A 19,181-nucleotide genomic window follows, 5' to 3' on the forward strand; every position below is an offset into this window, starting at 1 on the left:
GGTTAACGGCGTCTTAATGCGCCGTTACAGGAACTTGACGAGCGACAGCTGCGCGAGTTTCGAGGTAACCTGGTAGGACGCTTGAAGCGCATTCTGGAGCGACAAGAGCTCGCTCGCCACCTGATCCGGCGAGGCCGATTCCGCCTGGTCGATGATGGACTGGAGCTGCGCCTTGGCCTGGGTCTGGCGCGTGCCTGCGTCCTTCATCGTGTTCTGGGCCATCGCGAGGTCCGTCTGGATGTCCTCGATGTGCTGCTGGCCGGGCTGCTTCGTCAGGGACTGCGTCACCCGCAGGCTCAGCGCGGAGACCTGCCCGCCCGCATACTGGCTGGTCGGCGAGGTCGAGAACGTCCCGAACACGGCGATCGCCTGCAATTGCTGGCGGATCGCGTCCTCGTTGGCCTGCGCGCCATATTGCACCGTGACTGAATCATCCACCCGCGCCATCGCCGTGGAGCGCGGCGAGCCTGGCCCGTCATTGCCGGTGTACCATTTCACGGTATTGGCCGAGCCGTTGACCAGCGTCGTCGCCGAACTCGCCGGTGAAGAACCGACGCGCAATGGCGGCTGCGTCGCGGTGACCGGCGTCGAGCCGAAACCGAGCGAGTTGAGTGCGCCCGAGTTCGAGGTCGTGATGTTGAGGCTCGCCGCGTCGTCCGTGTTGATCGTGATCGAGCCGCCATGCACGGTCGAAGGCTTCGACGTCCCCGTGATCTGGTCGATCTTGCTCATCAGCGTCTGGATGCTGTCGCCGACATTGAGCTGGTTGCCGGTCGCGCCCGAATTGACGAAGGTCAGCGTGGTGCCGTTCACGGTGATGGTGTCGCCGGCGGCGAAGCCCGGCGAGATCGAATTCGAGGGGCTGGCGCCGGACAGCGCCGTTGCTCCGCTGATCGGCGCCGGCGGGGCCGCCTGGTTGTTGACGGGCGCACCGATCGCGGAGCTTGCGGTGTTGAAGAAATTGTCGCCGGCCGTGATCGCGGATGCCGCGACAAGCGAGGTGTTGGCGAGCTTCGTGATCGCGGTGTTCAATGCCGTGTTGAGGTTCGCGGCCGTGTTGCCGGGAGTCGTCGCGTCAATCGCGAAGCTGCCGATCGGCGTCGGCGTGGCCGAGGACGCGGTCAGGTCGACCTGCCCGGTGGTGCCGTCCGGCAGCGTGAACTGGACGCTCAGCTTGTCGCCGTCGTTCGGGTTGAGGCCGTTGAGATCGACCGAGAACGACACCGGCGAGCCGCTCGGGCCGGTAACCGTCGCACCCGTCAGCGTCGAGGACACCGCCGCGATCTTCATTCCGAACGGCGATCCGGCGACGTCCTCGGATACCCGCACCGAGCTCGGCGTCGGCTGCGTCTGCACCAGCCGTCCCATGCCGTTGGCACCGAGGTCGGCGGCCTGGCGTTCCGCCATGACGGTCTTGAAGCCCGCCTGCGTGGTCGTGCCGTTGATGATGTCGCCGGCATTGGCAACCGACTGCGTGTTGAACGCCGTCCCGGAGAACAGATAGCGGTTGCCCGACTGCGTGTTGAGAACGCCGACCATCGAGCCGAACTGCGAAGCGGCTGTGTTCTGCGCGACGGTCTGTCCGTTGACGTTGAGATCCCGCGCGGTGCTTGCGGAGCCGGTCTGCACCGTGTTGCGGATCGTCGTGAGCGACTGGAGCGCGGTATTGGCGAGGTTGATGTTCACGTTCACGTTCGTGATCGTGTCGGTATAGGCGGCGATGTTGGAGAGCTGCGAACGCCCGGCGATCGCAAAGCCCTCGTTGGTGCCCATCCCGGAATAGTTCTGCGACAGCTTGCCGGTTGCGAGCTGCGTCGACAGGTCGGTAAGCTGCTGATTGATGTTGCGGATCTGCGCGCCGAGGACCGACGAGGAGTAGTTGATGCTGCTGATCGACATCTTTCAGAACCCTGTACTGGTTACACTTGAGCCTGGATCAACGTGTTCATCATGCTCTGCACCACCGACATGACGTGGGCGTTGGCGGCATAGGCATTCTGAAGCTGGATCAGGTTCGACATCTCCGAGTCCAGATTGACGCTGGAGGTCGAGTCGAACTTGGCCTGGAGCGTCGAGACCACGACGCTCTGGCCCTGCTGGAGCTGGGTGGCCTGGGTCGAGGCGTTGGCCTGGACGCTCAGGAACTGCTGGAGGTAGTTCGAGACGCTGCCGGTGAAGGGCTGGTTCGCCGAGCCGAGGCCGGTCGTCGGCGAATAGGAAAACACCGCATTGGTGAGCTGCGAATAGAGATAGTCCGAGCGCGTGGTATCGCCGGCGGGCGTCACCGGCGAGGTGTTGTAGACGGACAGCCGCGTGGGATCGCTGACCAGCTGCGTGTTCACGGCGATGCGCCCGGCAAGGCCGGTCATCTGCGAGCCCGAGGCGGTGATCGCACCGGTGTAGAGCGCCTGCCCGCCGTCGGTGAACACCGCCAGCTGCGGGCTGCCCGAGGTCAGCGACGAGATCGTCTTGGTGGTCGAGGCCGAATTGACCTGGGCAAGGCCGGTATTGTCATCGGTCACCCGCAGCGTCGTGGCCGTCGCTGGCGACGGAGCGGCGGAGAACGTCAGGTGCGAGCCTGAGAGCGCGGTGTTGAGCGCAGCGGCGATCGCATTCATGCCGCCGGAGAAATTGACGCCCACCCGCATCGGGTTGGCATTGGTGGCGTTCTGGAGCGGCAGCGCCGCCGGGTCGGTCACGTTGACGAGCGTGATCTGGCGCTGGGTGTTGGTCGCCGTGTCTTTGTAGGTGATGTTGACCGTATTGCCCGGCTGCGCACCGGCAAGGTCGAGATCGAATCCGGCCGGCGGGCCCGAGACCGTGCTGCCGGCCGTGGTCTTGTCCGACAGCGCGCTCGACATCGTCGCGGCGAGCTGGTCGATCTGGTCCTGCGCCTGCACCAGCGTCTGGTCGCGCAGCTTGAGATCAGCCGCGATCTGGCCGGAGGAGACCACGTTGTTGGCGACGACGTCGAGCTGCGAGCCGTTCGGCAGCTTGATGTTGAGCGCACCGACGCCCGACTTGGCCGGGTCGGCGTTGTAGAGCGAGGTCGCCGACAGCGCGCCGGCGGAGGCAAAGGTGAATTGCGAGGCGAGCCCGGCGCCGACGAGCTGGATGCCTGTCGTGGTGTAGATATTGGCCTGGTTCGAACCGTCGGTGGTGACGCGAACGTCGACATATTTCGACAGCGTGTTGATGGCCTGGTCGCGCTGGTCCATCAGCGTCGCGGCGGACGGGTCGTTTGCCGACAAGCCCTGAAGCTTGGTGTTGATGTCGGCGACCTGCTGCATCGCCGCGTTGGCCTGCTGTGCCGAGGTGCCGAGATCCTGCTCGACGTTGGAGCGCAGCGACTGGATGCCGTTGGTGGTGACGTTGAGCTGCTTCGCCAACGCCTGCGCCGCGCCGAGGGCAACCGTCTGCGCCGACGACGAGCCGGCGCTGGTCGACAGCGCCTGCAACGCCGTGGTGAATTTGTTCAGCGCGGTTTCGAGCGTGCCGCTGTTGCCGGGCGTGCCGTAGACACTCTGAAGCTGCTTCAGGATGTTGGCCATCTGGTCGGCGTAACCGCTGCCGCCGGTCTCGGTGCGCAGCTGGTTCTGCACAAAGGTGTCGAGCTCCCGGCTGACGCCGGTCGTCATCGCCGTCGAGCCGAAATCGCCGGTGGTGACCTCGATCTGGTTCGGCCTCTGGACGACGTAACCCGGCGTCTGCGAGTTGGCGACGTTCGAGGAGACGATCGAGAGCGCGGCCTGGTTGGCACGTAGACCGCTCATCGCACTGGCGAGGGCTGAACTCAAACCCATATCACTAGCCGCCTTTGGTTACGTCACGCGCCGATCAGCGCAACACGTTCAAGAGATCCTGCACCATCGAATTCGCTGTCGTGATCACCTTGGTGTTGGCCGAATAGGCCTGCTGGGTCACGATCAGCTTGGTGAATTCGTCGGCGATGTCGGTGTTCGAGCCTTCCAGCGACGAGCCGCTGATGCTGCCCGACGCGCCGTCGATCGCTGTGCCCGACTGTTCGGTCGCGGCGTAAGCGCCGCCGTCGAGGGCCTTGAGGTAATTGGTGCCGTTGAAGTGCGACAGCGTCACCTGGGCGAGGTTGAGGTTCTGGCCGTTGGAGAAGGTGCCGACCACGAGGCCGCTGTTGTTGACGGCGACCGAGCGGAGCTGACCGGCGGCGTAGCCGTTCTGCGTGATGGTGTTGATCGTCACCGCGCCGCTGGTGCTGGCATATTGCGTCAGCCCGCCCGAGGACATGTTGAAGGCGACCGAGCCGAGCGACTGGCCGCCGACGCTGACGTTGTTGATGGTGATGCCCGATCCGCTCGGCGAGGTCAGCGAGCCGTCGCTGGCAAAGGTGAAGGCCTGCCCGGTGTTGACCCAGCCGACCGTCGTGCCGGTCGCATTCGGATCGGTCTGGTAGAACAAGTTCCAGGTGTCGGAATGGCCGGTGCCCAGCGAGGCGCTGTCGGTCTTGGCCCAACGCAGCTGCAGGTTCACCGGCGTGCCCGCGGCGTTGTAGGCGGTGACCGCACCGCCGCTGATCGATTCCTTGGTGAACGTGGCGATGTCGTTGCCGATCACGCCGCCGGTGCCGGCAGTGCCGCCACCGCCGCGGTTCTTGGAGATGGACGACGTGAAGCCGAGCGCGGCGAAGGCGCTGCTGTTGTTGGGGCTCGTCACCGTCAAGGTGGGATTGGCGATACCGGTATTCAGGGTGATCACGCCGTTGCTGATCGAAGAACCGCTCGCACCGCTGAGCGTGTCGATCTGGCTGAGCAGAGTCGCTATGGAGTCGGTGATGTTGATCTGGTTCGGAGGGGTAGCGCCGGAGGCCACGAAGGTGATCGTGTTGGCAGCTCCCGTGCCGTTGACCTGGATCGTGTTGCCGACCACGAAGGGCGTCGAGAGGACTTCCGCCCCGCCGGGCGTCGCGGTGCCGCCGAGCTGTGTACCACTCGTAATCGCGGGAGTGGACAGCACGTTACCGCCGCGCGTCACGCTGCTGACGCCGAGCAATCCTGCCGCGGTGCCGCCGATCGTCACGTCGGCCGTGGTGCTGGTCGTGATCTGGATGTTGCCGCTGGCATTCATAGTCACGCTGGAGGCGGGAACGCCGGCTCCAGACGCGATCGCGCTGAGGACATCCGACATCAGTGCGCTGGTGGGCGACTTCAGACCAATCGTAGTGACGACAGGGGGGCCTGCAGCCGTCGAAACGCCCGAGACGGTGTTGTCGAAGTTGATTGTTTGGCCGTTGACCGTCAACGACTTGCCGGCGAGGTTGGTGAGCAGGCTGGTGTTGAGATGCGTGGCCAAGCCGGCATCGAGCGGCGTGCTGCCAGTTGCCGCCGCCGAAGCGTTGTCCTGCAGTGCCACCGAGCCAGTCGCGGTCGTCGCCGTATAGGCCGAGCGCAGATTGCCGGTGGCCGCCGCGCCGGAGACCGTCGCATTCGAATAGGGCGGCGGCGGCGTGCCGACGATCAGCGGGTTGGCGGCGAAATCGGACGGGTTCAGGCCGCCGGCCGCCAGCAGCGTGCCGCTCGCCGCAGTCGAGCTCGCCCCCGTGTTCGGCACGCTCGGCAGGTTCGCGGCGTACTGGATCGCGGTTGTCGCCTGTGCCGGGATGAAGTTGTTCTGGAATTTCAGGACGGACGCCACATTGCCGGTCGGGTTGCCGGTCTTGGGGTCGACCGTGACGCCCATCAGGTAGTAGCCGGCGCCATTGACGAGATTGCCGTTGGAATTGAGCTGGAAGTCGCCGCGGCGGGTGTAGTAGGTGACGCCGCTGAACTGCGGCAAGTTGTCGACGACGTTAGTCGCCTTCTGGATCGAGAAGAAGCCGTCGCCGGTGATCGCCATGTTGGTCGCGACGGAGGAGGACGAGATCGTACCCTGGGTGGTGATGGTCGCCTTGGCGTTGGCCGTCACACCGCCCGCGACCTGCTTGCTCGGGACCGAGGCGTCGGGAATGAGATCGACGAAGCTGGTCCCGATGCCCTTGTAACCGGTGGTGGATGAGTTCGCGATGTTGCCGGAAATGTTCTGCAGCGCGTAGGACTGCGCCTGCAGGCCACCCACCGAGGTGTTCATTGCATCGAAGATACCCATAACTTTGTCTCCAGATCCGATCTCGGCGGCCGGTCGACCATGGCCGCAGTCGGAAGAGACAGTCGCAAGGGCTATGCCAATGCGGGTATTCTCAGGAAATCAATGACTTGAATGGGAAGGCCCCGGTCCGATGCCCGGGGCACAATTGCCGGGCAGGCAACAATTGCCGGGGCATCGGGTCATTCCGGGGCGGCCCGCAGCACCGAACTCAGGTGCGCAATTGCGCACCTGAGAAGCTCGAGATTCCGGATTCGACGCTCACGCATCGCTCCGGAATGTCTCCAGCGAGACCTACGTTGCCGACGCGGCGGCCGGGTGGAAGACCAGCCCGAAACCGTCGATGCAATAGCGCAATCCGGTCGGCTTCGGACCGTCGTCGAAGACGTGGCCGAGATGGCCGCCGCAGCGCCGGCAATGCACTTCGGTGCGCACCATGCCGAAGGTACGGTCCTCCGTCTTGCCGACATTGCCTTCGATCGGCTGGTAGAAGCTCGGCCAACCCGTGCCGCTCTCGAACTTGGTGTCGGATGCGAACAGCGGCAGGTCGCAGCCGGCGCAGGCGAAGATGCCCTTGCGGTGTTCCTTGAGCAGCGGGCTGGAGCCTGGCCTCTCGGTGCCCTCCTTACGGAGGATTTCATATTGCTGCGGCGTGAGCTGGGCGCGCCACTCGGCGTCCGTCTTCTCGATCTCGAATTTTTGCGCGGCCTTCTCTCCAGCCTCGGCGGGCGTTCCTCTCAACCAGCGGAAGGCCGAAAGGCCGAACAGGCCGGCAACAGTTGTCAGCAGGATGCGGCGGTCAAACATCTGATTCTCCGTGCGCGGGGGAGTCCACGCTCTGAGATACGGGCTCTAACGGCCGACGTTACACGTCCGGGCGGGGTTCTTCTCAACTTATTGCGAGACGACGTCGCCCTGCAGAACCGGTTCCACGCCCTCGGCCGCAGGTTTCGGCGGAGGGGCCGGCCGCGGCCGGACACCCGGCGGCGGACGGCGCGGACCGGTGCCGGCGGCCCGGTTGGCTTCGGCGAGGCGCGCCTCGCGTTCCCGGTCCTTGACGCGGGCCCGCTCTCGGTAGCGGGCGAGCGAGCCTGCGGCGGCGGAACTCGCCCTGCCCCAGGCTCCCACCAATTGGCCCGCGACGCGTCCGGTCGTGCCACCCGCCCAGACCAGCTCGAACGGCGAGAACAGCCGCCAGCGCTCGTCGCCCCACAAAATGCTGCGCGCGATCAGCTGCCCGGCCATGGCCGAGGTGTTCATGCCCTGGCGGCCGAACCCGCTTGCCACCCACAGGCCTTTGCGCAGCTGGCCGATCTGCGGCATGCCGTGCACGGTCTGGCCGGTGGCGCCGCCGAACATGTCGGTGATCTCGACATCGCCGAACTGGGGGAAAATCGATCTGATCCGCCGCCTGACCGCGCCCGCAAAGCGCTGCGGACGCGCGGCCCAGGTGGTCTCGGGGCTTTCCCACATCAGGCGGTCGCCGTCGACGACACGGAAATGGTCGACCCCGTCGGAATCCATCACCGATCCCTTGAACGCCACGATCTCGTGCACGCGCTCGCCGAGCGGGGCGGTAATCCCGGCATAGCGCCAGACCGGCAGCAGCGTCTCCGACAGGCGCCTCAACGGCGCGCCGAGGTGGATGTTGCCGGCGAGCACGATGTGGGTGGCGCGCAGCCGCGCCGAGGGCGTGACGATGCGCTTGCGGATGCCGGAATGATCGATGCTGACGACCGGCGTATCCTCGAAGATGCGCGCTCCCGCCCGCCGCGCCAGCGTTGCGAGGCCGTGCACATATTTGCGGCCGTCGAGCTGGAATGCCCGGGGATAATAGACGCCGTGGAAGTAGCGGTCGGTCTTGAGCGCCTCGCGGACGCGATCCACCTGCCAGCCCTCGACCTCCGTGTCGAAATCCTCGTGGAGCATCTGCAACCGGCTGATCAGCCGGTCGCCGGCATCGACGTTGGAGACCTCCAGCACGCCATCGCTCGGGCCAATGCCGGGCATGTTCTCTTCGGTGGCGTTGGCCCGGACGAACTCGGCGCCCTCCTTCGCCAGTGTCCACAATTCGCGCGCGTCCTCAAAGCCGACGCGCTCGATCAAATCTGCGAGCGGCAGCGCAAAGCCCGGCATCACGGTGCCGAGCTGGTTTCCGGAGGCGTTCCAGCCGATATGGCGGCCCTCGAGCACCGCGACGCTGGCTCCGAGCCGGGCTGCCTCCAGCGCGATGGAGAGCCCGGCAAGCCCGGCCCCGATCACGCAGATGTCGGCGTCGAGATCAAACGACAGTCGCGTGCGTTCACGAAAGCCGGCTTCTTCCTGGGACACGCTTGTGAAAGTCTCGCTCATGTCGTTTCCTTAAAGGACCGATCGGGCCCTTGTCACCTTGTCCTCAACCGGCGCCTGTAGATTATGCTGGACGCGTAACGATTCGAGAATGCCATGCGCCGTTTGATGCTGCTGCGTCACGCCAAGACCGAGACTGACGCGCCGAGCGGCCGTGACCAGGATCGTCGCCTCGACGACCGCGGCCACAAGGACGCCGCGCAGATCGGGGATTGGCTCGCCACCCATCCCCCGTTCCCCAAGGCCGTGCTGGTGTCGCACGCCGTCCGGGCCCGGCAGACCTGGGACATTGCCTGGGAGACGATGAAGGACCGAGTCGCAGCGCCGCAGGTTGAGGTCCTGCCCGAACTCTACGGCGCCGATCCCGCCCAGATCCTGGAATCCATTCGCACTGCAACCGTTCCGGCCAACCCGAAGCAGTTGCTGCTGGTGGGCCACAATCCCGGCATGCACGAGGCCGCGCTGATGCTGATGGGCGGCGGCGATCCGGCCGGCGCCAAGGCGCTCGCTCACAATCTGCCCACGTCGGGGCTTGCGATCTTCGACTTTGACGTCAAGGATTGGGGTGACGTGGCCTACCGCCGCGGCAAACTGGTGCTGTTCGTCAGCCCCAAGCTGCTTCGATCGGGTTGAGACGCGCGGGGCGCGCCGTCTCGACCGGTTGATCCTAGCTTGGTCAATTGGGAGGCGCAGATGTTCAAGTCCATCCTCGTGCCCATCGACCTCGCCGACACCGATCTGGCCAAGCCGGCGCTCGCGACCGCGATAACGCTGTCGCAGACCTGGAGCGGATCGATACGACTGCTCAACGTGCTGCCGATGACGCCGGTGATGCTCGCCGAATACGTCCCGGCCGATTTCGACGAGCAGCAGCGCCAGACCTCCGAGGAAGCGCTCGCCATCGTCGCGCGCGAGTCAGGCATCGAGACGGGGCGCATTTCCAGCGTGGTGCGACAGGGCGGCATCTATCATGAGATCCTGGAGGAGGCCATGCACATGAAGGCCGACCTGATTGTGATGACCTCGCACCGGCCGGCGATGCGCACCTATTTCCTCGGCTCCAATGCCGGGCACGTCGTGCGCTACGCCAAGTGCTCGGTGCTGGTGGTCAGGCACTGAGCGCCACAACAAACGCTGTCATTGCGAGCGCAGCGAAGCAATCCAGAGTCTTTCCGCGGTGGCAGTCTGGATTGCTTCGCTCCGCTCGCAATGACGACGCGGAGGCATTGTCACCACGCCCGGACTTGCGGGCGTGGCGGCCGAATGAACTCACAGATATCGCGTCAGCTCGGCCTTGAACTGCCCGTAGACGGCATCCTCGATCTGGCTGCGCGTAATCCCGATGTCGCGCAAGGCGTGGTCGTCGAGCTCGTTCAGCGTCTTGACGGCAGAGCGGCGCTCCAGGCGATCGAACAGCGCATGAGCAACGTTGGCGAGCGTGCTGAAAAATCCGCCCGACGAGGGTGGGCGTAAACTCCGACCGGCAGTTTGCGAGATCGTGGTCATTTTCTTCTCCGGCCTATTGTCCGCGCAGCGAAGCAGGTGCCGTTGGCGCGGACGCTGTGAGCGCCTGCACCTCATTTGCCGTCGGATTGCTCTCGCTCTCCTCGGCTCAATCGCGGAACTTGATGGAACTTAAATGCTCCAGTACACTACTCGGAGCAAGTAAAACATTGCTCTCGGTGCAATAATGTCCAAGTTCGAATACGTGAAGCTTGCCGATGCCATTGCGGCCGATATCACTAAAGGCACGTTAAGGCCCGGCGACCGGCTGCCGCCACAGCGCAACTTTGCCTATGACCGCGGCATCGCGGTCTCGACCGCGAGCCGGGTTTATACGGAGCTGCTTCGCCGCGGGCTCGTCGTCGGCGAAGTCGGCCGCGGCACCTTCATCTCCGGCGACATCAAGCGCGAGGTCGAGGCGTTGAGCGAGCCGCGCGACGCGCGGATCGATTTCGAGGTCAATTATCCGTTATTGCCGCAGCAATGGGCCATGATCGCCAAGAGCCTTGCCGGGCTCGAGCGCGTCGACGCGCTCGAATCCGCCCTGCGCGTCTCGACCAGCACCGGTACCAAGAGCGCGCGCAATGCGGCCGTCGCCTATCTCGCGCGCAAGGATTTCACGCCGCAGGCCGAGCAGATCGTCTTCACCGCCAACGGCAAGCAGTCGCTCGCCGCCGCGCTCGCCGCCCTCGTTCCCACCGGCGGCCGCTGCGGCGTCGAGGCGCTGACCTACCCTTACGTCAAGAGCATCGCCGCGCGGCTCGGCGTGACGCTGGTCCCGATTCCGATGGACGAATTTGGCGCGAGGCCCGATGCGATCCAGAAGGCGCATCGCGAAGCGCATCTGTCGGCGCTGTATCTCCAGCCCATCATCCAGAACCCGCTCGGCGTCACCATGAACGCGACGCGGCGTGCCGACATCATGCGCGTCGCCGAGAAGCTCGATCTCACCATCATCGAGGACGCCGTCTACGGCTTCCTTGCCGACGACACGCCGCTGGCAGCCCTCGGGCCGGACCGTTGCATCGTGATCGACAGCCTGTCCAAGAAGGTCGCACCGGGCCTCGCGCTCGGCATCCTCGTCACCCCGCCGCATCTGCGCGAGAGCGTGATGAGCGCGGTGCGGACCGGCGGCTGGATCGCCTCGGGCCATGCGTTGGCGTCCGGGCAGCGGCTGATGGCCGACGGCACCGTCGCCGAGCTGACACGGCTGAAACGGATCGACGCTGCGCGCCGGCAGCAGACCGCGGCAAGGCTGCTTGCCGGCTACCAGATCGCGGCCGACGCGCGCTCCTATCATCTCTGGCTGACACTGCCGCCGCACTGGCGCTCGCAGACCTTCGTCGCCGCAGCAGCCCGGCGCGGCATCGCACTGACGCCATCCTCGACGTTTGCAATTGCCCACGGACATGCACCGAACGCGGTGCGGCTCGCGCTCGCCCCGCCCTCGCTCGAGCAGCTCGATTCCGGCCTGCGCACGCTCGTGTCGCTGCTCGGCACCAAGGAAGAGGATTTCGACTCGACGGAGTAGCCAGAGCGTTGCGAGCGAAGTGATACCGGTTCGAGAACGCGTCACGACAAAGATCCGGCCCTTCGCCGCTCAGGTCGCGGGCCATTCCGCGATAAAGCCCCTCGCCTTGTACGGCTCGATCTTGTCCCATTCGTGCAGGACACGCCGGCGAAACTCGACATCGGTGTGCCAGAGCGCGCGCGACGTCGCAAAGCTGTCGACGGTGAGCAGCATCTTCTCGACTTCAGGCCAGTGCCGATGCAGCGTCATCGGGTAGCGGCGCGCCGTCCAGGTGTTGCCGAGGCAGATCACGCTCCGGATGTTTCGCAGTCCAAGCGCCGCATCAATGATCGGCAGCGAGAAGATCACGTTCTCGCCGGTGTTCATTGCGCGATGTTCCTCGAGGATGAGGTCCGCCGGAATGCCGGCCGCAACCATCGCTGCCTTGATGATGGTGCACTCAGATTGCTCCGAGCCCGGCGTCACACCACCGCTGACAATCGACCAGCGGAAAAGGCCCTCGCGCCACAGCCTCGTGGCGGTGTCGGCGCGCAAGCCAACGTCCTCGCGGGTGCCGAACATGAACAACAGATCGGCCGGCCGGAGCGGCGTATCGATCAGATGCGTACGGTTGATTTCGACGATCTCATCCGCTGTAGGCTGGCGCCTGCTGCGATCCATGGTTGGCATGACAGCACGATGCGACACCGGCGCGGGAGCGCGAAGTCACGTTTGATTGCGGCCGATTGCACCTAAGGCAGCAACGCCTTCGGCACACGATCAAAACTGTAGCTGTGCGGCTGGTTGCGCCGCACGAAGCCGCCGACCTGCCAGGCGAACAGCGCGGCGAAGCCGATGATGAACAGGGCGCCGGCGAACTCCCCGATCATGAGCGCGCGGATCAGAAGCCCCGTCATCGCCACCGTCAGCACCGCCAGGAAGGCCAGCACCGCCGCATAGGTCTTGCGGCCGAGGCCTGCGGTCAATTCGGCGCGGCTGCCGGCTTGCGCCATCCGTGCGTGCAATTCGATGATGAAATCGCGAAAACCGTTGTCCTGCGGCGCCATCAGCGCCGCAGTCTGCCAGCTCGTCGACAGGATCCTGATGCGGCCGCCGCCGGTGTGGCTGACATCGGCGCGAAAGCGGTGCTGCTGCATCGACACCGGGCGAAACGACAGCCGGATCGCCGAGATCTCGTCATAGCGCCACAGGCCGGAGCGGCCGGCGATGTGCCAGGACAGGCCCTCGTCCGTCAGATCGAAACGATGCGCCGAGCCGATCAGCGACGCCTTGTAGGCGTAGCTCGTGACCGACGGGCCTTGCGCTCCCGAAACCTGCATCCCCACAATCAATCCCGTCCGCGCAATCCCGCCTGCGATCGGCTTGCGCGATCGCCCTCGCCCATCCTACAAGCGGGGCATGGCTGAGACGACCTTTTTTCCGCGCCGCCTGATTCTCGGTGCCGCCGTGATCTCCGGCGTGCTGCTCGCGCTCGCGGTGCACATGCTGGGCGCGCGCTACGGGCTCGACCTCGGCGGGCTCTGGCATTCCGACTCGCATGAATTCATACCCGCGGGCGCAGCGATCGCCTGGTGGCTGATTGCCACGGTCGGTTTCTCCGGCGGCTATTTCACGGCGACATTGATGCAGAGCGCCGTCTCCGGACAGATCCCGCAGCGGATGCGGCAGTTCCTGATCGCGGTCGGCGTGCTGCTGCTTGCCGGTGCGGGCCAGGTGGCCTCGGCGCCGAGCCCGATCCCGTCCGTCTCAGGCGTGCTCGCCGGGCTCGCCGCGCTATGTCTTGGCGCCGTGATGGCGTTTTGCGGCGCGCATTTCGCGCTGCGCCGCGGCTAGACATCAGGCCGAGGCGAGCAGCCGCGGCCGGTTCAGCATCAACGCGACATCGGATGCGGGCCGCGGCTTGCTGAAAAGATAGCCCTGCGCCTGGGTGCAGCCCTCGCGCCGCAGCAGCTCGAGCTGCGCGTCGTTCTCGACGCCTTCCGCCGTGGTGACGATGCCGAGGCTGCGCCCGAGGCCGGTCACGGCGCGGATGATCGCCATGGAATCCTCGCGCGTCGCAAGCTCCGACACGAAGGAGCGGTCGATCTTGATCTTGTCGAACGGGAAGCTGCGCAGGTAGCTCAGCGACGAATAGCCGGTGCCGAAATCGTCGAGCGAGATCCGCACGCCCATGGCGCGCAGCTCGTGCAGGGTGGTCAGTGTCGCCTCGCTGTTCTGGAGCAGCACCGATTCGGTGATCTCGAGCTCGAGCCGCCGCGCCGCGAGCCCCGAGGCTGCCAGCGCATCGGTCACGGATGCGATCAGGTTCGGGCTCTTGAATTGCACCGGCGACAGGTTGACGGCGACATCGACATCGTCCGGCCAGGTGGCGGCGTCACTGCAGGCGCTACGCAGCACGAACTCGCCGAGCTGAACGATGAGGCCAGTCTCCTCGGCCACCGGAATGAAGTTGATGGGGGCGATCAGGCCGCGCTGCGGATGGTTCCAGCGCAACAGCGCCTCGAAGGCGACGACGCGACCGCTGGCGACGTCGCGGATCGGCTGGTAGTACGCCTCGAACTCGTCACGCAGCAACGCCGCCCGCAAGTCCATCTCCAGCAGCCGCCGCGCCTGCGCGCGCGCATCCATGCCGGTCTCGAAGAAGCGATAGGTGCCGCGGCCGTCCGCCTTGGCGCGGTACAGCGCGAGGTCGGCGTTCTTCAACAGCTCGTCCGGATTGTCGCTGTCCTGCGGCGACAGCGAGATGCCGATCGAGACGCCGATCACGATCTGATGGTCGTCGATCTCGTAAGGCGCGGAGATCACCTCGACGAGGCGGCCGGCAAGGGCTCGCGCCGCGGCTTCTTCGGAGCGCCCGATCTGGACCACGGCGAACTCGTCGCCACCGAGGCGCGCCACGGTGTCGCTCGCGCCGACAGTGGCCTTCAGCCTGCGACCGACTTCCTTGAGCAGCGCATCGCCGATGGGATGGCCGAGCGAGTCGTTGATGTCCTTGAAGTGATCGAGATCGAGGCACAGCACCGCGAGCTGGTCGCCCGACTTCGCCCGGCCCAGTCCCTGCTCGAGCTGCTCGTGGAACAGCACGCGGTTCGGCAGATTGGTCAGCGCGTCATGGCGCGCCATGTGCGAGATCTTGGCCTGCGCCTCCAGCCATTCGGTAATGTCCTCGAAGGTCGCAACCCAGCCGCCGCCCTGCATCGGCTGGTTGACGACGCGGATGGAACGACCGAACCGGGTGACGACCTGGCTGGTCGTGCGGCCCTCGCGCGCGTCGGCCACGAGGCGCGCGAAGAATTCGCCCGCATCGCCCTGCCACTGGCCCTTGGCCTGCTCTTCCCGCAGCACGTCGACGAGCAGGCGGCCGGCGAGCGGAATGTCGGTGCGGCCGAGCAACGCTGCCTAGCGCTCGTTGAAGAGCTGGATCTTGGCGTCCGCATCGAACATGCACAGTCCCTGCGACATGTTCTCGAGCGCGGTATCCAGCACGACTTGCTGGCGTCCCAGTTCGCCCTTGGCGCGGCGGTCGAGCAGAGCCGCCGCGAGCGCGATCGCGATGATCGCAGCGGCGGCGCTGGCGGTGAGGATCGACAATGAGGCCGGCGGGATCGACAGGCCGCTGATCACGACCGCAGGATCCGGCGTCAGCTCCACGGCGCCCATGGCGGTGAAATGATGTGAGACGATGGCAAGCGTCAGCAGCACCGTCGCGCCAAGCGCGCCGGCAAGGCTGTCGCGCCGGCCCGCAACGACCAGGGCAAGCGACCCGAGAACGATGCCGAGCACGATCGAGACCGTCACTGTGCCGGTCGTCCAGCCGATGTGCGCGGGAATCTCGAGCGCCATCATACCGGTGTAATGCATGGCGGCAACGCCGCCACCAACGACGGCGCCGCCGAGCGCAACCAGGCCCGCCCGCGTCACCGACACCGAGATGCTCAGCCCGATGAAGGTGACCGCGATCGCGAAGATCAGCGACAGGACCGTCAACGGAATGTTGTAAGCGCCGCCCGCACCAGGACCGTAAGCCTGCATCGCGATGAAATGGGTTGCCCAGATGCCGCCGCCGGCGACGACGGCATCGAGCGCGACCCACGATACGCGAGCTCCCCCGCGCGCCGCACGCGCGCGGTGGAACAGGCTGATCGCCGCCGCGCTGGCGAGCAGACACACCGCTCCGCCGAGTGCGACCAGACGCCAATCATGCTGATCCGTCAGGCAGTAAAGAACTTGATACATTGCCGGCCCCTATTCCAACCGCACTAGAGCCGGCAGAGATGGACAGTCGGTAACCGGCTATGTGCCGGTTTCGGGAATGGTGAACAGAGAATGTGTGGGATCGCTCAAATTGAGCGCCCTTGCGCCTTTGCGTCAGGTGCATTTGCGCCGAGGCCGATCACGGCGGCGGCGAGCAGCAGGACGGCCGCCGATATGATTAGCGACTGGTGAAGGCCCGTCATGAATGCACTGTCCGAAGCCACCAGCGAGCCGAACAGCGCGACGCCGAGCACGCTGCCGGTCTGCCGCGTCGCGTTCAGGACACCGGCGGCGATACCGGAGCGCGCCTTGTCGATGCTGCCGAGCAAGGTGGAGGTCAGCGGCGGCACCAGCAGGCCAAGTCCACCGCTGATCGCGATCATCTGCGCAAAGATCGCCCAGTAGCAGGTCCCGGCTTCGGTCCAGAGCAGCCCGAGACAGCCGAGTGCCGAGATACAGGCGCCGACCACGATGGTCGGGCACGAGCCGATGCGCTCGGCCACACGCGGCGCCAGCAGGTTGACGGGCAGCACCGCCCCCATCATCGGCACGAAGGCGAGCCCGGTCCACCAGGCCGACAGCCCGTTGATCCTCTGGAAATACAGGCTCAGCACGAAGATCAGGCCGTAGATCGCGATGTTGACGAGGAGGCCGACGATCGTGGTCAGGGTAAACAGCCGGTGACCGAACAGCGACAGCGGCAGCATCGGCTGCACGGTGCGGCTCTCGCGACAGACGAAGAGCACCGCGAATGCGGCTGAGGCGACGAATGCTGCGATCACGGCTGGATGGCTCCAGCCGAGCGCGCCAGCTTCGATGATCGCGCCGGCAAGCGTGCCCAACGCAGCGATCGCGGCGAGCTGGCCGGGCAGATCGATCTCGCGCGCGCGCGACCGCGTGGTCTCGCTGGCTTAGCGCCAGCTCAGCCACAAGCCGGTAAGACCGATCGGCAGGTTGACCAGGAAGATCGCGCGCCAGCCGACCAGCGTGATCAGTGCGCCGCCGACGAAGGGACCGGCAGTGAGCGCCAGGCTGGCGCCGGCGGCCCAGACCGCCACGGCGCGGCCACGCGCGCGGTCGTCCGCATAGGCATGATTGAGCAGCGCCAGGGAATTCGGCACCAGGATCGCCGCTGCCAGCCCCTGGACCAGCCGCGCTGCGATCAGCACGGCCGCATTGGGCGACATCGCGCAGGCGAGCGAGGCCGCGGTGAAGATGGCGAACCCCGCCATGAAGATGCGCTTGGCGCCGATGCGATCGCCGAGCGCGCCTGCGGTCAAAATGAAAGCGGCAAAGGCGATGGTATAGGCGCTGACCACCCATTGCAGCTCGGCGACGCCGCCGCCGAGCGATTTGCCCATCGCGTCCAGCGCAGTGTTGACGATGGTGACGTCGAGCTGGACCACGCCATAGCCGAGGCTCATCGCGGCAAGCGTGAGGGACGTTGCAAGGCGCGAGCCGGCACGCTGCGCACTGGCTCCACCGTCGAGAGGTTCATATTTGATGGTGCTGGCTCGCATGCTGCCGCCTCGGTTGCAGCCCCATGCGAAACATACGCTTCCAGCCCGCCGTCATGCTTCGACAATGACCGAACCTGCGCGCCGTGCATCTTGAACACTTCCTCGAGCCGCTTGACGTGCTGCTTGGTTTCTTCGAGGTGCGTCAAAAAGCCCTGCTTCAGCTGCGGATCGGTGGCCTTATCTGCCATTTTCGGCAGCGCCTTGGTGAGCTGCTGCTCGGCGTAATAGATGTCCTGAAGCTGGTGCACGAACAGGTCGTTCATGGTCTTGATGTCTTTTGTGAACAGTCCCATCGTTCCGATCCTCGCGGTTTCGGGAACATTGAGGCGTCGGCTCGCACGAAAAGCCGATGATTCCGCCGTGTTCGATTGCTGATGGAGCGCTAACCGGCGCACGGTACCGACGTTCCCAAAAAGCTCGCATCGCTTGCGTTGGAACAATGCCGACTGCGGGCGGACACGAAATCATGTCAAGATGCGGACGCGCGTTCCAGGCAAGTGCCTCGACTCATATGCTTAACGCGCGCCCGATATGAACCACATATGACAAAAGCGGCGGTCCACCGCAGAACCTATCGGTCGAACGCAGAACCTATCGTTGTCAAGGGCTGCACAAGTCGCTGTTTTTGCCTTAAATGAGCTACATCATGCCTAGCGGTCGAAGCCCATTTCGGGCAGTGATCGCACCCGACCGGCCAATGTCTGGCCGATCGGTCTTGCCCCCCGCCGGGAGGATGAATGCACGGACTGCTGCCCGCGCTGAAGCGCGGCTTCAAGAGATGGATCGGCTGGCGACGGCTCGGTGTTGCTGCGAGCGTCTTCATCATCGCCTTCGCGATCACCACGCTTGCGCGCACTCTCAAGGACATCGATACCGGCGTCATCCTGACCGCGTTGACCGAGATTCCCCGCGGGAATATCGGGCTGGCGGCGATCTGCGTCGTCTTCGCGTTCTGTACGCTGACCTTCTACGATTATTTTGCACTGCGAACGATCGGCAAGAAGCATGTGCCCTATCGCATCGCAGCACTCTCCAGCTTCACGTCCTATTCGATCGGCCACAACATCGGCGCCACCGTTTTTACCGGCGGCGCGATCCGCTTCCGGATCTATTCGGACTACGGGCTGAACGCGATCGACGTCGCGAAGATCTGTTTCCTGTCAGGCCTGACCTTCTGGCTCGGTAACATCTTCGTGCTCTCGATCGGCATGGTCATCCATCCGGATGCCGCCTCATCGATGGATCAACTGCCGTCGTCGATCAACCGGCTGATCGGGCTCGGCGGCCTCGCCTCGATCGGCGCCTATCTGGTCTGGCTCTGCATGGGCGAGAAGCGCCGCGAGCTCGGCCAGAAGGGCTGGAAGGTGGTGCTGCCCTCGGCGCCGCTGACGCTGGTCCAGATCCTGATCGGCGTGGTCGATCTCGGCTTCTGCGCAACGGCGATGTACCTGCTGATGCCGGCCAATCCGTCGATCGACTTCATGTCGCTGGCGGTGGTGTTCATCCTGGCGACGCTGATCGGCTTTGCCAGCCACGCGCCCGGCTCGATCGGCGTGTTCGATGTCGCCATGCTGGTCGCGCTGCCCGAATTCGGCCGCGAGCAGCTTCTGGCGACCCTGCTGGTCTTCCGCATCCTCTATTTCGTGATCCCGTTCGGCCTCGCCATCTCCATCATGGGCGCGCGCGAGCTCTGGATGAACGTGGTCGAGCCTTGGCAGGAGCGGCGGCGGCTGGCCGAGGCCTGCGCGCAAGGCAACCTGCCCAAGCAGGTCGCAGCGATGGAACGCGAGCGGTCGTTGCGACAGGCCAGCAAGCGGTAAGGCGGGCGGGCGACCGTCAGACAGAGGTTGCGGGCGGGGCAGCAATGCTCTCTTATTTCCGCCTCAACTTTGCCGTTGAACACGCGGGCC

Annotated in this window: 13 protein-coding genes and 3 pseudogenes; 5 read left to right on the top strand and 11 right to left on the bottom strand. The window is 65.4% G+C overall.

Annotation, left to right across the window (positions count from 1 at the left end; all coding sequences use genetic code 11):
* Window positions 1-24 precede the first annotated feature (24 nt).
* The 5 genes from HAP41_RS33565 to HAP41_RS33585 form a co-directional block, all read right to left on the bottom strand.
* Complete coding sequence (locus HAP41_RS33565) at window positions 25-1,899, bottom strand: flagellar protein (protein WP_166090490.1); 1,875 nt, start codon at window positions 1,897-1,899, stop codon at window positions 25-27.
* 20 nt (window positions 1,900-1,919) lie between these two features.
* The gene (gene flgK, locus HAP41_RS33570) at window positions 1,920-3,803 is read right to left on the bottom strand and encodes a flagellar hook-associated protein FlgK (protein WP_085405889.1); all 1,884 of its coding nucleotides are present in this window, start codon (window positions 3,801-3,803) and stop codon (window positions 1,920-1,922) included.
* A 34-nt stretch (window positions 3,804-3,837) separates the two neighbouring features.
* On the bottom strand, window positions 3,838-6,117 hold the full coding sequence (locus HAP41_RS33575; RefSeq protein ID WP_166090470.1) for a flagellar hook-basal body complex protein: 2,280 nt from the start codon (window positions 6,115-6,117) through the stop codon (window positions 3,838-3,840).
* A gap of 291 nt (window positions 6,118-6,408) precedes the next feature.
* On the bottom strand, window positions 6,409-6,921 hold the full coding sequence (gene msrB / locus HAP41_RS33580; RefSeq protein WP_166090468.1) for a peptide-methionine (R)-S-oxide reductase MsrB: 513 nt from the start codon (window positions 6,919-6,921) through the stop codon (window positions 6,409-6,411).
* 87 nt (window positions 6,922-7,008) lie between these two features.
* Window positions 7,009-8,466 carry an NAD(P)/FAD-dependent oxidoreductase gene (locus tag HAP41_RS33585; RefSeq protein ID WP_166090464.1) on the bottom strand — a complete coding sequence of 486 codons (1,458 nt, stop codon included), beginning with the start codon at window positions 8,464-8,466 and terminating at the stop codon, window positions 7,009-7,011.
* A gap of 93 nt (window positions 8,467-8,559) precedes the next feature.
* Here HAP41_RS33585 and HAP41_RS33590 point away from each other — a divergent pair, with 93 nt between their 5' ends.
* Window positions 8,560-9,096, top strand: coding sequence for a SixA phosphatase family protein (locus HAP41_RS33590; RefSeq protein ID WP_038956013.1), 537 nt, complete (start codon window positions 8,560-8,562; stop codon window positions 9,094-9,096).
* Window positions 9,097-9,156: 60 nt separating this feature from the next.
* Entirely contained in the window at window positions 9,157-9,582 is a 426-nt protein-coding gene (locus tag HAP41_RS33595) for a universal stress protein (RefSeq protein WP_071917342.1), read from the top strand.
* A 150-nt stretch (window positions 9,583-9,732) separates the two neighbouring features.
* On the opposite strand, the gene HAP41_RS33600 is transcribed toward HAP41_RS33595, so the two are convergent.
* Window positions 9,733-9,969, bottom strand: coding sequence for a DUF1127 domain-containing protein (locus tag HAP41_RS33600; protein WP_166090441.1), 237 nt, complete (start codon window positions 9,967-9,969; stop codon window positions 9,733-9,735).
* A gap of 184 nt (window positions 9,970-10,153) precedes the next feature.
* Here HAP41_RS33600 and HAP41_RS33605 point away from each other — a divergent pair, with 184 nt between their 5' ends.
* Window positions 10,154-11,497 (top strand): aminotransferase-like domain-containing protein, encoded by a 1,344-nt coding sequence (locus HAP41_RS33605; protein WP_028148537.1) that lies wholly within the window; start codon window positions 10,154-10,156, stop codon window positions 11,495-11,497.
* A 69-nt stretch (window positions 11,498-11,566) separates the two neighbouring features.
* Here HAP41_RS33605 and HAP41_RS33610 read toward each other — a convergent pair whose 3' ends face one another.
* Both HAP41_RS33610 and HAP41_RS33615 read right to left on the bottom strand, forming a co-directional pair.
* Window positions 11,567-12,166, bottom strand: a complete 600-nt coding sequence (locus HAP41_RS33610) for a YdcF family protein (protein WP_166090422.1) — start codon at window positions 12,164-12,166, stop codon at window positions 11,567-11,569.
* A 62-nt stretch (window positions 12,167-12,228) separates the two neighbouring features.
* Complete coding sequence (locus HAP41_RS33615; protein ID WP_166090414.1) at window positions 12,229-12,816, bottom strand: hypothetical protein; 588 nt, start codon at window positions 12,814-12,816, stop codon at window positions 12,229-12,231.
* A 79-nt stretch (window positions 12,817-12,895) separates the two neighbouring features.
* Between HAP41_RS33615 and HAP41_RS33620 the strand changes: the two genes are divergently transcribed.
* Window positions 12,896-13,330, top strand: a complete 435-nt coding sequence (locus HAP41_RS33620) for a hypothetical protein (protein ID WP_166090408.1) — start codon at window positions 12,896-12,898, stop codon at window positions 13,328-13,330.
* 3 nt (window positions 13,331-13,333) lie between these two features.
* On the opposite strand, the pseudogene HAP41_RS33625 reads toward HAP41_RS33620, so the two are convergent.
* From HAP41_RS33625 to HAP41_RS33635, 3 pseudogenes are all read right to left on the bottom strand, one after another.
* A pseudogene (locus tag HAP41_RS33625) lies at window positions 13,334-15,733 on the bottom strand (bifunctional diguanylate cyclase/phosphodiesterase).
* 104 nt (window positions 15,734-15,837) lie between these two features.
* Window positions 15,838-17,271: pseudogene (locus HAP41_RS33630) on the bottom strand (MFS transporter).
* A 62-nt stretch (window positions 17,272-17,333) separates the two neighbouring features.
* Window positions 17,334-17,564, bottom strand: a pseudogene (locus HAP41_RS33635) (YciE/YciF ferroxidase family protein); the annotation flags it as partial.
* 444 nt (window positions 17,565-18,008) lie between these two features.
* Here HAP41_RS33635 and HAP41_RS33640 point away from each other — a divergent pair.
* Window positions 18,009-19,091 (top strand): lysylphosphatidylglycerol synthase transmembrane domain-containing protein, encoded by a 1,083-nt coding sequence (locus HAP41_RS33640; protein ID WP_063982249.1) that lies wholly within the window; start codon window positions 18,009-18,011, stop codon window positions 19,089-19,091.
* The last annotated feature ends 90 nt before the right edge of the window (window positions 19,092-19,181 follow it).

The sequence above is a fragment of the Bradyrhizobium barranii subsp. apii genome (genome assembly GCF_011516635.5).
GTDB classification, from domain to species: domain Bacteria; phylum Pseudomonadota; class Alphaproteobacteria; order Rhizobiales; family Xanthobacteraceae; genus Bradyrhizobium; species Bradyrhizobium barranii.